Raw genomic sequence first — 15,519 nt, 5'->3', positions numbered from 1 at the left:
TTTTTTAATAAATTCTTGTTATTAATATTTTTTCTTAATAACCGACATTTCGTGATTTCTGTTGGTTGAATAGCTAATTTTAGTACATTATAATAATAGCATGCATAAATCGCTACAACAACACGTGTTTAATAATTTGACGATTAAGCTGCTATTTACAATTATGTATACGAGGAGAAAGTAAAATGAGTGAATTAAAACATAGAATTATTGAAACAAATGGTATAAAAATGCATATAGCTGAACAAGGAAAAGGGCCTCTTGTATTATTACTTCATGGATTCCCTGAAATATGGTACTCATGGAGAAATCAGATACCCGTTTTGGCTGAAGCAGGTTACCATGTAGTGGCGCCAGATTTAAGAGGATATGGTGATACAGAAAAACCAGAAAATATTGATCAATACACTTTACTTCATTTAGTTGGAGATATAGTTGGATTGTTAGATGCATTAAATGAAGAAACAGCAGTAATAGTAGGAAATGATTGGGGAGCAACAATAGCATGGAATGCAGCATTATTAAGGTCAGATAAATTCAAGGGCGTTATAGCTTTAACGGTTCCAATGATGCCTCAACCACCAATTCCGCCAACCACTGTTTTCCCACAAACTAGTGAGGAGTTATTTTATACTTTATATTTTCAAACACCAGGTGTAGCAGAAAAAGAATTTGAGAAAGATGCACGATCTACAGTTCATAACTTACTGTATTCAGCTTCTGGAGATGCAGGGCCACGTAAAGGCAATGATGGAACTCCAAATCCATTTAGTATGGTATCAAGAGAGAAGGGATTGCTTTCAGCATTACCAATGCCTAAAATAACATCTTGGCTTAAAGAAAAAGACTTAGAGGTTTATGCAGAAGCATTTGCTAAAACAGGCTTTAGTGGCGGATTAAATTATTACCGTAATTTAGATAGCAATAGAGAATTATTAAGCTGTTTCAATGGATTAAAAGTAACAATTCCTGCATTATTTATAGTAGGAACTCGTGATGTTGGCTTAAGCATTCCAGGAATGGACCAAATAATTTCTGAAATGAAGAGTATTGTTCCAAACATTCGTCAAACTATATTTCTTGAAGATTGCGGACACTGGGCTCAACAAGAAAAACCAGAAGAGGTTAGTGCAGAGATAATTTCATTTCTTAATAGTTTATAATACCTTATGGAAATTAAAATAAAAACTTGTGGGCTTTGAAGTCATCACTTCAGCGTCCACTATAAAACCCATGAAAATGATATGCTCACTTTATAGGAGATAGTTAAAATAATAAAACTGTTTCTATAAAGGGGGCATTTTATTTTTTAATTATATTTGCCTAATTATATCAACATAACAAAAATGTAATATTAATGAAATGTAGTTAAATTGATGAAGTGGTTATAATCATATAAAATGATTAACATAGAGCCAAGTTAAGTACATTTATTATAGATATATATTCAAAGCAAAAGTTAGAGATATCATGTTTAATCTGAAATTAAATACATATTTATTCCAGCGAACGTATGAAATTTTTACTGGATGAGTCCTAAGTGAAGGAATGGATACAAAGCAAAGGTTTAAGAAAAAAGGGAGAATTATAGATGAAAAATATATTGAATGTAGAAAAAATCGAGAAATATTATGGCAATAAGGGGAATTTAACAAAGGCAATAGATAATATAAGCTTTAAGGTAGATGAGGGGGAGTTTGTTGGAATAATGGGACCTTCAGGAAGTGGTAAAACTACACTTCTTAATTGTATATCAACTATTGATAGTGTTACCGCAGGAAAGATATTGATAAATGGTAGTGACATTACAAGGTTAAAATCAAAAGAATTAGATAAGTTTAGGCAAAATGAGTTAGGATTTATATTTCAGGACTTTAACTTATTAGATACACTTACAGCTTATGAGAATATTGCTTTAGCCTTAACAATAAAAGGAGAGGACACCTATAAAATAGATGAAGAAATACAAGCAGTAGCAGAACATTTAGAAATAGGACAAGTGCTTAATAAGTATCCTTATGAGATGTCTGGGGGGCAAAAGCAAAGAGTTGCTTCAGCAAGAGCAATTGTAACTAATCCATCTTTAGTTCTTGCCGATGAACCAACAGGGGCACTAGACTCTAAGTCAGCTAGGCTGCTACTTGAAAGGTTTGAAAACCTAAATGATAATTTAAAAACTACAATACTTATGGTTACTCACGATTCTTTTACAGCAAGTTATGCTCATAGAATACTCTTTATTAAGGATGGTAGAATTTTTAATGAACTCATAAGAGGTAAGGACACAGAAAGGAATTTTTTAATAAAATCATAGAAGTTATATCTCTTCTTGGAGGTGATGATAACAATGTATTTTAAGCTGGCCTTTGGCAATATAAAAAAGAGTTATAAGGATTATACTATATACTTCTTAACATTAATATTAGCTGTCTGCATATTTTATAGCTTCAATTCTATAGATTCCCAAAAAGCACTTTATGATATAAAATCTTCAAATGCTAATTATATAGAAAAGTTAACAGTTATTATGTCTTATTTTTCAGTATTCGTATCAGTAATACTTGGAAGTTTAATCTTGTATGCTAATAATTTTCTAATAAAAAAGCGTAAAAAAGAATTAGGGATATATATGACATTAGGAATGGGAAAGAGAAAAATATCTAAGATTTTAGTAACAGAAACTTTTATGGTAGGCGCTATATCTTTAGTTGCAGGACTTACATTAGGAATAGCAGCTTCACAAGTCTTATCTACTCTTATCTTAAAGCTTCTCGATGTTTCTATGAATGAATATAGATTTACAATTTCCATAAATGCTATAGGAAAGACTATATTATACTTTGGAATAATGTTTTTTCTTGTAATGATTTTTAATGTATTTGTAATTTCTAAATATAAAATAATAGACCTACTAGCAGGAGAGAGAAAAAATAAAACAATGAAATTTAAAAATCCATATATATATTTAGCAGCATTTCTTATAAGTATAGTATCTCTAGGGATTGTATATAAATTTCTATTAAAGATAGGTATAGAAACATGGAATCCAATGTTTACACCTTCGATAGTAATTGGTGCTATGAGCACAGTATTATTCTTCTTTAGTTTATCTGGAGTTATATTATATTTTTTAAATAAAAATAAGAAAGTATATTTCAAGGGATTAAATATATTCGTTATAAAGCAGGTAAATAGTAAATTTAATACACATTTTTTATCCATGTCAGTAATATGCTTAATGCTGTTTATTACAATAATTGTATTATCTACAGGAATAGGTCTTAAGAAGAATTATGAAGCAGGCCTTGAAAAAATAACACCTTTTGATGCAAGTGTAGCCATATATCCTAATGATGAAGATGTTACTTTAGATGAAGTGTTTAATAAAATTGACTTTAAGTTAAGCGAAAATGAAAAATTTCTAATTTATAATGAATATACTTCATCAATAAAATTGAAAGATTTATTTAAAGCTGATGATGAAGCCTTTAAAGATGGTGGGGCAAGCTTTGTTAAAATATCTGATTATAATGAAATGTTAAAACTCAAAGGCGAAAAAGAAGTTAGCTTAAATGATGATGAAGTTTTAATCCTATCGAATTACAATAAATTAGTTGATCCAATTAATGAAAAATTAAAGCACAGCCCCAAAGTTAATATTAATGAAAAAGAATATCAAGTTAAAAATCATGAAGCTATACAAGGAAATCTTGAAACCTCTATAATGGGAGAAAGTTATTGCATAATAATAATAAATGATGAGTTTTTGCCAGATAGTAAAATTTATAAATCAGTCCTCAATGTAATGTATATCGATGAGAATAGAGAAGGAAATAATAAAAAATATGAAGAAATGGACAAGAATTCTTGGATTGGTGGAAAGTATGACAGTTTAAATCTCCCACATATAAGGGCTTATTCAAAGGATAGAATTTATTCTAACGAAAAGGACTCTTCAACTTCTGAGTTATTTCTTGGATTATATTTAGGTATGATATTTTTAATATCAAGTATGGCTGTATTAGCACTTCAGCAATTATCAGAAGCTAGTGACAGTATAGAAAGATATAAAGCTTTAAAGAGAATTGGTGCAAATAAGAAAATGATAAATAAAACCATCTTTCTTCAAACCTTAATATATTTCAGTCTTCCAGTAATTCTTGCGTTAATTCATTCAGTAGTTGGTATTATAGTAGTTAACAAAGAAATAAATGATTTTAATCAAATAGATATTAGATTTTCAGCGTTAATGACAGCTGTAATATTTATGATAGTATATGCAGGGTATTTCTATACAACATATACAGGGTATAAAAATATTGTAAAAAATAACATATAAGAACTAGTCAAGGAGGTGAATTAATCATGAAATTTCTTTCATATTTAAGGGTGGAATTAAAACGTATTTTCCATTCAAAAATTGTTTATTTAGTAATGATACTAACCATATTTAGCCCAATGGCTGGCTATAAATTGTACAATGATGGCATGCTGGACGAAACTATAACAGGTCACTTTATTGGAAACCCAACTGTTGCAGGTGCTCTAATTGGAGGAATTTTATTTGCTATGTTGACTTTTCTTAAGTTTGATCAGGGACGTAAGTATAAAACTGAGATATTATTGAGCAGCATTGTATCTCCATTAGCTCTAAATGCGGTTAGATTAATTGTTATAGAAGTATCAGCAATTATTACTGTTTCTATTGAAGCTGTATTTTATTATCCATATACGGTTATGAAAATGGGAAGAGTTTTTGATGGATATACGTATTGGAATAGTTTCTTTCTTTTAATACTCCCATCTGTGATGTTGTCAATTTTAGCAGCTTCAGCTTTGTATCAGATTTTTCAAAGAGTAGATCTTAGCGCTGCTGTATTTATTGTACTTGTCTTACCTAATTTATTTCAACGTGTTCCTATTGGTAATATTATGCGTTGGATAAAGCCTGCAGTTCCAGAACTTTCAGATTATTTCAGTAATACAGAAGTATTTCGTTTAATGGAGCATAATAGATTATTTTGGTTTTTAATGTTTGGAGGAGTATGGTTAATTTCGGTATTAGGTGTACGTATTTATGGTAAAGGATTATTTACCTCTATATTTTATAATTCCAAAAGAATAATTTATATTCCTCTAATTGCTGTGGTAATGATAAGTGAAGCAGGCTATGCATTTGTAAATCAACCAGGTGTCTATATATTATCTAAGAATCAAATTGCTGATTTGCTTGAAATATTTAAAGATAAATCAGAAGATAATCGTTATAAGGTGAATAAAGAGCTCCAATTATTAAACAGTGATTTTAAGATTTCATTTGATGGAAGCAAGGGAAGTCTTTCTGCAAAAGCGGTGTACTCTTTTAATAATCTAAGTGATAGTGAGCAGGTGTGTAAATTGAAGCTTAATCCAGGATATTCTATTAGAGTGGTAAAAATAAACGATAAAGTTGTTCCTTTAAAAAATTTGGACACATTAGAAGCTAATGCTGAATTTATTATTCCTGTTGGAAAAGATATTAATGTAACTATGGAATACGAAGGAAAGTCTAAGATTTTTTATATGGTAAGTGATGATATTCTAGATACAACTATTAGTGATAAATATATAGATTTAAGCAGTAAAGAAATTATTCCTGAAATGCAGGTTACAGATAGCAAAGATAATTCAAATATTACAGCTGAACTTACCATGTCTTCAGGTCTTATGCCAATAATTAACCCATGTCAGATGGATGAGAATGGCAAAGGAATTGCTAATATTACAGGTGATACTACCAAGTTAATCTCAGAAGAGGGGGATAAAAAAACTTGGCTTGTTAAACTTAAAGGTACTCGTTTTGATTTAATGGCAGGGGATTATGTTATGAAGCAGCTAGGAAGTAAAGAAATGCCAGTGCAATTTTATTATAGCAGTAAACATGGTGATAATATGAAAAAAATGAATGCTGAAAAGATAATGAAATATACTATAGATTATTGTACTAAGCATTATGGTAAGCTGAAAAAAGTTTCTGAAAATAATCCATTAAAAATAGTAGAGAAAACAGCATTATTTCCAGGAGGATTGGGATTCCCTAATTATAGTACAATGACAGAAAACTGCTTTAGTGATGAGAATTTAAGTGATATATCAAAGGGATCTTCAGGGGCTGAAGTATTAGCTCATGAACTTGCTCATCAATGGTTTGGAGTGGAGACTGTTGGATGGCATGGTAATAATGAAAACTGGTCTGCTGAAGGACTTGCGGTATATACTACCTATCGAATTGCTAAGGAAAACTATGGAGAAGAATATGCTCAAAAAAATTATGTAGATAAGTGGAAAGATGACGTAAAGTATAGTGAAAAAAACTTTTATTATAGGCATCCAGAATATTTGAATTTATTGTCAGCAAGATATGTTGAAAAGGTTCAAGGAGAGGATAGAAGTGTACGTTTATATTCAAAGCTTCCACTTCAAATTTTAAAGGCATCTGAGCTTGTTGGTGGTGAAGATAAAATGGATGAAATTTTAGCTAAATTATATGAAAATAGCTCAAAAGAAAAAATCTCATGGCAGGGCTTTTTAGATGCATGCAATCTTAAAGATGAGGATTTAAATCTTGATTAAATTATTTAAATATGAATTTAAAAGACTTATTATAAATAAATTCTTATATCGAATCAGAGCTGTTTGTACTAATATAACAAAAATGTAATGTTAATGAAATGTAGTTAAATTGATGAAATAAATAGCTTCATATAAAATAAGTTACATGAAATGAAATTAAAAAATACTGATTAGCTAAGTACAAAAATAAAATCATAGAAGTGATATGCCTTGTTGGAGGTGGTGATAATGATGTATTTTAAGCTAGCTTATGACAATATAAAAAAGAGTTATAAAGATTATACTATATATTTCTTAACATTAATATTAGCTGTCTGCATATTTTATAGTTTTAATTCAATAGATTCACAAAAGGCACTTTTTGATATGGAATCATCGACTGCAAATTATATGGATAAATTAATTGAGACAATATCTGCTATATCAATGTTTGTATCAGTTATATTAGGCAGTTTAATATTATATGCAAATAATTTTTTAATAAAGAAACGTAAAAAAGAATTAGGTATATATATGACTTTAGGCATGGGAAAAAGAAAAATATCTAGAATTTTAGTGACAGAAACCTTTATGGTAGGGGGAATATCTTTAATTGCTGGTCTTATATTAGGAATAGTAATATCACAGGTTTTATCTACTTTTATATTAAAGCTGTTTGATGATTCAATGGATGGATATAGATTTATAGTTTCAATAAGTGCTATAAGTAAGACTATATTATGTTTTGGAATAATGTTTTTACTTGTAATTATATTTAATATATTTGTCATTTCTAAATACAAAATAATTGATTTATTGGCAGCATATAAAAGAAATGAAAATATGAAATTTAAAAATCCATTCATATATTTAACATCATTTATATTAAGTGTGGCATCACTAACATTTACATATAAAACTTTCTTAGGGATGAATTTATATTTGTGGGATTCTATTATCATACCAGCATTAGTCTTTCTAATAGTAGGCACAGTACTATTCTTCTTTAGTTTATCTGGAATTATATTATATATAATAAGTAATAATAAAAAGGCATATTTTAAGGGATTAAATATATTTATAGTAAAACAAATATATAGCAAAATTAATACAAATTTTATATCAATGTCAGTAATATGTCTAATGTTATTTATTACAATACTTGCATTAACTACAGGAATAGGTCTCAAGAAAGGTTATGAAGCAGGATTTGTAAAACTAGCACCTTTTGACGCTAGTGTGATTTTATATACCAACGATGAAATTAATAATGTAGAAGATGCGCTTAGTAAGATTAATTTTAAAAAAGATGGAAATGAAAAATATGCAATTTACAATGAATATGTTCCGGTCATAGATTTGAAAGATTTATTTGGAACTAAAGATAAAGCCTTTGCGGTGTTTGGTGGAAGTTTTGTAAAAATATCTGAGTATAATGAAATATTAAAATTAAAAGGAGAGAAAGAAATAAATTTAAATAAGGATGAGGTATTGATTTTGTCAAACTTAAATAAATTAGTTGGACCAATTAATGCAAAGTTAAAAAGTAGTAATAAAGTTAAGATTAAAGGTGAAGAGTTTACTGTTAAAAATCATGAAGTTATACGAGGAAATCTTGAAGATTTTAATGTTACAAATAATGAGTGCACAATAGTTATAAATGATGAGTTTCTATCAGGCTATAAAGTTTCTAAATCAGTACTTAATGTTATGTATACAGATGCAAATAGAGAAGAAAACAATAAAAAGTACGATAAGATCCAGAAAGATTATAGATCTGGAGAGTACGAAAGTTTAAATCTTCCAATCATAGATGCTTATTCTAAGGATGATATTTATTCTATGGCAAAGAGATCATCAACAGGAGCATTGTTTATTCGCTTATATTTAGGTGCGGTATTGTTAATAACCAGCATTGCTATATTGTCTCTTAAGCAGCTATCAGAAGTCAGTGATAGTATGGAAAGGTATAGAGCATTAAAAAGGATTGGTGTAAATAAGAACATGATAAATAAAACAATATTTATTCAAACCTTGATATATTTCAGTCTTCCTATGATCTTAGCATTAATCCATTCCACTGTTGGGATTACGGTAGTTAATAAAGAAATTAACTCTTATGGTCAAATGAATATTAGATTTTCAACATTAATTACAGCTTTGATATTTGTTGTAGTTTATATAGCTTATTTTTATATAACGTATACAAGCTATAGAGATATAGTAAAAAATAATATTTAAAAAAGAAGGAAGAAAGGATAAGAAGAATATGAAAATCTCAATTAAAAATTTAAATATGGATTATAAAGGTGGTAAAAGAGCCTTAAAGGAGGTTTCACTTGAAATGGGAAGTCCAAGCCTTATTGGACTTCTAGGACCAAATGGAGCAGGGAAATCAACTCTTATGAAATTGCTTGTAGGAGGCCTAATACAAACTAGTGGTGAGATTCTTATGGATGATATGCCAATACTTAAGGATGAAAAAAAGTTAAAAGGAAGCCTAGGATATCTACCACAAGCTTTTGGACTGTATGATGAACTTACAGTATGGCAGTTTCTAGATTACATGGCAGCCCTTAAAGGAATTAAAAATAGTAAGAAGATTATTGAAGAAGTCATTGAGAAAACAAATCTTAAAGAGAAACGTAAAGCACGTATTTCTACTTTATCAGGAGGTCAAAGGCAGCGTGTAGGAATTGCACAAGCTCTTCTGGGAAATCCGAAATTATTAATTTTTGATGAGCCAACTGTTGGACTAGATCCTGAGGAACGTATTAACTTTCGTAATCTATTTTCAAAGATGGCACAGGATAAGATAGTCTTATTATCTACTCATATAATTGAAGATGTACAATCGGTGTGTGATAAACTGATTGTTATTAATCATGGGCAAATTTTGTTTACTGGAACTCCAGAAGAATTAATTGCCTTAGCTCACAATCATGTTGGAGTTTTTGAAGAAAAACTAGGGGAAAGTTCAAAGGAAGAATATAAGGTGACAGCAAGAGTTAACACAGTGCGTGGTATTGCCTGCAGGATTGTAGGGGAAACACTACCAGCATTTGCAGAGACTGTAGAGCCTACCCTTGAGGATGCATATATGTATCTTATCATGGGAAAAGAGGCGATGTAATCATGAAATTCATTTCCTATTTAAGAGTGGAATTAAGTCGTATTTTTCACTCAAAGATTGTTTATCTAATTATGGTATTAACTATGATATGTCCAATAGCAGGATATAAATTGTATAAACCAGCAGATGCTTCAACTTTATCTGGTGATTTGATTGCAAATCCAGTGATGGCAGGAGCAATAGGTGGTGGAATATTATTTGCAATGTTAACTTTACTAGAATTTGACAGAGTAAAAAAATACAAGACTGAAGAACTAACCAATAGCATTGTCTCACCATTAACCTCAAATATAGTCAGATTACTTGCCTTAGGAATAACAGCTATTGTTACTGCTTTTATTACAGCAGTATTTTATTTTCCGTATACATTCAACAAACTTGGGAATATTTTTGATGCTTATACGTATTGTAATAGTTTCTTTCTTTTGATGTTACCTTCAATTTTATTATCAATTGTATTAGTTTCTGCACTTTATCAGATTTTCTGCCGTATGGATATCAGTATGATTTTATTTTTTATATTTTCGGTATTAGGTATTTGGAGATTGTTTGAATCGAAAAATATTCTTGAATTATTGGGAGATAATAATATTCTCCATTGGATGGAGCCAAGCGTTATAGCACTTTCAGATTATTTTGGCAATGAAGTGGTATTTCGTTTGATGAAGCAAAATCGTTTGTTTTGGTTTTTAGCATTTGGAAGCTTTTGGATTATAGGAGTATTATGTGTCCGTCGTTATGGCAAAGGTTTATTTGGATCAATGATTTACAATTCAAAGAGAGTTTATATTCCCATATTGGCTATTATGTTAATCGGCGGTAGTTGTTATGCTTATTTAAATCAACCTTTTGTTTTTAAAGAATATGGAGAGGATGCATCAGATGAAATAAATGAAAAACTTCAGTTATCAAATACTGATTTTGAAGTATCCTTTGATGAAAGTAAAGGAAGTCTTTCAGGAAAGGCTGCTTATTCTCTTGAAAATTTGAGTGGAAGTGAACAGGAATGCAGGCTCACCATGATGAATGGGTATACTTTTCAACATGTTGTTGCAAATGGAAAAGAGGTTAAATTTGAGTTTTTAAATGATTATAGAGGCAGTATTAAATTTAAAGTACCTAATGAAAAAGAAATAAACCTTGAGATAGAATATCAAGGTGTCCCCAAAATTAATCAAGAGCTTAGTGACTTTGCTTATGAAACTAGTATTAGTGATGAATATATTGATTTAAAAAGCTATCAGCTTATTCCCAAAATAAGAGTGAAGGAGAATGAGGATAACGGTGAAATTACAGGTAAGGTTACTATGTCTTCTGCACTTATGCCAGTTGTAGATTGTAAGAAAAAAGATAAAGATGGTAATTATATAGCAAATCCGATTGGCTCCACTGTAGAATTACTTTCTGAAAAAGAGAATAATAAAACTTGGCTTGTGAAGGCTAGAGGTAATGGAGTAGATTTAATAGCAGGCAATTATGTGGTGAAGGAGTTAGGAAAGCAGGATATGCCCGTACAATTGTACTATAGCAGCACAATTGAAGATAAGATGCAGAAGATGGATGCTGAAGAAGTTATGAAGGATACGATTAAATATTGTTCCAATCATTATGGTAAGTTATATAATGTGTCTGAAAATAATCCACTAAAAATACTACAAGGAACTGTATTTTATGGCGGTGGACTAGCATACCCCAATATAAGTATTATGGATGAAACTTGTTTTAGTGATAAAAATTTAGCTGATAAATTAAAGGGAACAGAAAGTGCAGAAATACTGGCCCATGAAATTAGTCATCAGTGGTTTGGCGTAAAATGTGGAGGTTCAGGTGAAGGACTTGCAGTATATACAACCTATCGAATTGCAAAGGACAAGTATGGTGAAGAATATGCACAAAAAAACTATGTAGATCATTGGAAGAAGCATATTAAGGAGAAGCGTGATAATTTTTATATTAGACACCCAGAATATTTAGATGTATTGCCAGAAAAATATGCTGAGGCAGTTGTTGATAATAGAGCCGTAAATCAATATTCAAAAATGCCTCTTCAAATTCTGAAAGCCAGTGAATTAGTTGGTGGCGAAAATAAAATAGATGAAATTTTATCTAAGCTATATGCTAAGACAGAAACACAAAGGATTTCATGGCAGGACTTTTTAGATGCATGTAATCTTAAAGAGGAGGATTTAAATGTTGATTAAATTATTAAAATATGAACTAAAAAGACTTATTATAAATAAATTTTTCTTAGGACTGCTTATAATTTCAGCTATATATAGCTACGAAGTTATGACAAGTGATATTATCCTTGGAGTAGCAAACACTGCGCCATTTTCAGGCTGGAGTTATGGAGAATACCTTGCTAAAGTGTTGCCGATTTTACTTGTTACCTTATTATTTTTTATCTCATTTCTTTATTCAAAACAGGAAAAAAATGTACAAGATTTGACGAATGCAACTCCTATTGATCAATTTAAGTTTCAGATGCTACGCTTTGGTACTATTATTATAGGATTTGTTTTGATTTCTATGATACCAATTTTATATAGTGTGTGGTTTTATAGTGTGAATTTTCACTTCTTAAGCTTTGGAGGTCTTGTTCTACCAGCATTTATAACGCTTGTTCCATCAATGCTGTTTGTGTTTGGCATAGGAAGTCTTGGCGGACGATATCATCAAGGATTAATTTTTGGATTAATGGTAGTAGTATTGATTATAAATTATGTTCCGTTACCATATGAAGTTGATCTATTTGGAGGAAATTTCTTTGCACAATACCCTATGTCTCTTAGCGTAGTAGAACCAGAATTCTCAATACCTATAGGTGTAGCAATTGGGAAATTGATATTTGGATTAACTGGGCTCTTGATGATAATTTTATCTGCAACTGCAAAGAAAAAGTGAAGGTATTATAATGATATTGAGTAAAATTGTGGTAAAATGTAGTATTTAGTTTTATAATAATTATTAAGGTTATTAAGTTTTGGATTTCAAAATTTAATAACCTTATATTTCTAGTAGGGGGATATGATGAGGAAAATTATTATTATTGAAGATGATGAAGTTATAAGGGAGGAATTGCAAAGTTTTTTAGAGAGATATGGATATGAAGTGAAGGCTCCTTTAGATATGGATAACATAATAAATTATATTGAAAGTGAGAACGCTGAACTTATATTACTAGATATTAATTTGCCTATGTATGATGGATATTATATATGTAGGGAAATACGCAAGACTTCAGAGGTTCCAATTATAATAGTTACAAGTAGAGATAGTGAAGTAGATGAACTGATGAGCATGAATTTAGGGGCAGATGACTTTATTACAAAACCTTATAATACAGAAATACTACTTGCAAGAATAACTAATATTTTAAAAAGGACTTATGGAAATATAAAGAATAGTAATATATTAAGCTACAGAGATTTTAATTTAAATCTTTCAAATGCAACAATTATTTATAAAGATAACTCTCTAGAGTTAACTAAAAATGAAGTTAAAATACTATCATTTTTAATAAATAATAAAGGAAATATAGTAAAAAGAGATTCTCTTATGGAGTACCTTTGGAAAGCAGATTTTTTTGTAGACGATAGCACTTTAAATGTTAATATAAATAGATTAAGAAAGAAGCTTGAAGAAATAGGAATAGAAAATCCAATAGAAACAAGAAGAGGAATGGGGTATATTATGCCATGACTATAAGTGAATTTCTTAAAGATAAAGCTATTGTAATACTGTGTAATAGTCTCATGTTTATTATATTGTCAATAATAATGCTTGTTATAAATGTTAAATTAATTATAGTTATATTTGTTTTTTGTATATGGTTTTTCCCGTTAGGATCTTACATGGCTTTAGAATATATAAAGCATAAAAAGTATTTTGGGGAGATTGACAGTTTATTAGAAAAATTGGACAAGAAATATTTAATTCCAGAGATGTTAAATGAAGCAGAATCTGTACAAGGAGAAAAGTTTAACTCTCTACTTAAAGAATTAAGTAGAGATATGTATGAGCATGTAAAATATTATAAGGATATGCAGGAAGATTATAGAGAATATTTAGAAGCCTGGATTCATGAAATTAAAACACCAATAGCTTCTTCAAAGCTTATTATTGAGAATAATCAAAATGAAGTGACTAATAAAATAGACTTTCAGATAGATAAAATTGAAAGGTTTGTTGAACAGGTACTTTACTATTCTAGAAGTAATAATGCTTATAAAGATTATATTATAAAACAAATTAATCTAGGTGATATAGTAAAAAATGTAGTAAAAAGAAACTATAGAGATTTCATTCATAAGAAAATAAAAATCAATATAAATGATATTGAGGAAAATGTATATAGCGATGGAAAATGGGATGAGTTTATCATTAATCAGATAATAGTAAATTCAATAAAATATTCAAGCAATAAAAATCCTCAAATTAATATATCATCAATGAAAAAAGCCAATTCAGTAATGTTATTTATAGAAGATAATGGAGTAGGGATAATAGAGAAAGATATAGATAGAGTCTTTGAAAAAGGCTTCACTGGTGAGAATGGAAGAAGATTTAGCAAAAGTACGGGCATGGGTTTGTATTTATGTGAAAAGCTCTGCTTAAAGCTGGGACTAAAAATTTCAATTTCCTCTAAGGTTAATAAAGGAACTAAAGTTACATTAATATTTCCACTATCAGGTATGGAAACTTTTAGTGATGATTAATGGGGAAGCTAATGATTAAGAAGAGATTTGTTCAGAAACGGAATTGTAGTATATTCACCAATTATATTATAATTGATTCAGAATAGTAATTAAGAACTAAATCGCTAAAAGCGCCGGCTTGGTTTGGCGATTAAATCAAAGTTTATATGGAAAAAATAAGAAGTGAAGTTCTTTCTCAAGGAACTTCACTTCTCACATTTTACACGCCTTTTAAAAGGAGTGATAAAATGTATCAAAAAATCGAAAAAATGATTAATGATTTAGAATTACGCGGACATAGTGAAAAAACTATAAAAAACATGGTTTGCACTATGAATGCTTTTTCTAGGTATTATAACAAGCCGCCTGAATTACTAGGTGAGCCTGAAATCATTAATTATTTAGAGTATTGCATAAAAAGGAAAAAATTATGCAGAGGAACTGTAAATTATATTAATAGTACTCTAAAATTCTTTTATGTTGTGACACTTGAAGGATCATGGAGTGATTTAAGAGTTCCAAGACTTAGATATGATAAGAAGTTACCTAAATATTTAACAAAAGAAGAAGTAAAACTTCTATTGGAATCTACTACTTATTTAAAACATAGAGCAATATTATCAACTATATATTCTGCCGGCTTACGCGTTAGCGAAGTTATAAACTTAAGAATATCTGATATTATGAGTAAAGAAATGAAAATCAGAGTTAGAAACGGTAAGAGGAATAAAGAAAGATATACTTTGTTATCTCAAAAGAATTTAGAGTTGCTAAGGGTATATTGGAAGAAGTTTGGTCATAGAAATTATTCTCCAGATGACTATTTATTTATATCTAGACTAACAAAAACTAAGTTAACTAGTCGAGGTGTACAAATGGCTATGGATAAAGCAATGAAAAAAGCTGGAATGACTAAAAAGGCAACCATTCATACTTTAAGGCATTCTTTTGCTACACATTTGATGAATGATGGTATTGAACTCGCCAATATTCAAACTTTGATGGGACATTCTAATATTAAAACAACTTCAATATATCTACATGTAAAAGATTATCAGCTATTGAATATAAAAAGTCCATTAGATACATTGGATTAGG

Annotated in this window: 10 protein-coding genes and 1 pseudogene; all 11 read left to right on the top strand. The window is 29.6% G+C overall.

The annotated features are described in order from the left end of the window. The first annotated feature begins 185 nt into the window (after positions 1-185). Positions 186-1,163 carry an alpha/beta fold hydrolase gene (locus tag AXY43_RS07635; RefSeq protein WP_105411342.1) on the top strand — a complete coding sequence of 326 codons (978 nt, stop codon included), beginning with the start codon at positions 186-188 and terminating at the stop codon, positions 1,161-1,163. Positions 1,164-1,591: 428 nt separating this feature from the next. Further along, positions 1,592-2,358, top strand: a pseudogene (locus tag AXY43_RS07630) (ABC transporter ATP-binding protein). Beyond that, positions 2,348-4,339, top strand: a complete 1,992-nt coding sequence (locus AXY43_RS07625; RefSeq protein ID WP_105411341.1) for an FtsX-like permease family protein — start codon at positions 2,348-2,350, stop codon at positions 4,337-4,339. Before AXY43_RS07630 ends, AXY43_RS07625 begins: the two are co-directional and overlap by 11 nt. A 26-nt stretch (positions 4,340-4,365) precedes the next feature. Beyond that, on the top strand, positions 4,366-6,612 hold the full coding sequence (locus AXY43_RS07620; RefSeq protein WP_105411340.1) for a M1 family aminopeptidase: 2,247 nt from the start codon (positions 4,366-4,368) through the stop codon (positions 6,610-6,612). 231 nt (positions 6,613-6,843) lie between these two features. Next, positions 6,844-8,832, top strand: a complete 1,989-nt coding sequence (locus tag AXY43_RS07615; RefSeq protein ID WP_181246138.1) for an FtsX-like permease family protein — start codon at positions 6,844-6,846, stop codon at positions 8,830-8,832. Between the two features lie 28 nt (positions 8,833-8,860). After that, positions 8,861-9,724 carry an ABC transporter ATP-binding protein gene (locus AXY43_RS07610; protein ID WP_105411338.1) on the top strand — a complete coding sequence of 288 codons (864 nt, stop codon included), beginning with the start codon at positions 8,861-8,863 and terminating at the stop codon, positions 9,722-9,724. A gap of 2 nt (positions 9,725-9,726) precedes the next feature. Next, positions 9,727-11,925, top strand: a complete 2,199-nt coding sequence (locus AXY43_RS07605) for a M1 family aminopeptidase (RefSeq protein WP_105411337.1) — start codon at positions 9,727-9,729, stop codon at positions 11,923-11,925. Next, positions 11,918-12,628 (top strand): hypothetical protein, encoded by a 711-nt coding sequence (locus tag AXY43_RS07600; RefSeq protein ID WP_181246137.1) that lies wholly within the window; start codon positions 11,918-11,920, stop codon positions 12,626-12,628. Before AXY43_RS07605 ends, AXY43_RS07600 begins: the two co-directional genes overlap by 8 nt. Positions 12,629-12,754: 126 nt before the next feature. After that, positions 12,755-13,426 (top strand): response regulator transcription factor, encoded by a 672-nt coding sequence (locus AXY43_RS07595; RefSeq protein ID WP_026886939.1) that lies wholly within the window; start codon positions 12,755-12,757, stop codon positions 13,424-13,426. Next, the gene (locus AXY43_RS07590; protein ID WP_105411335.1) at positions 13,423-14,442 is read left to right on the top strand and encodes a sensor histidine kinase; all 1,020 of its coding nucleotides are present in this window, start codon (positions 13,423-13,425) and stop codon (positions 14,440-14,442) included. The genes AXY43_RS07595 and AXY43_RS07590 overlap by 4 nt, the downstream gene beginning before the upstream one ends. Positions 14,443-14,588: 146 nt before the next feature. Further along, a complete protein-coding gene (locus AXY43_RS07585) occupies positions 14,589-15,518 on the top strand; it encodes a tyrosine-type recombinase/integrase (RefSeq protein WP_236897329.1) in 930 nt (309 codons plus the stop codon). The last annotated feature ends 1 nt before the right edge of the window (position 15,519 follow it).

It is taken from the genome of Clostridium sp. MF28, assembly GCF_002969175.1.
In the GTDB taxonomy this organism is placed as follows: Bacteria; Bacillota; Clostridia; order Clostridiales; family Clostridiaceae; genus Clostridium; species Clostridium beijerinckii.
Note: the sequence above shows the minus strand (reverse complement) of the source record. Positions and strands in the feature narration are given on the sequence as shown.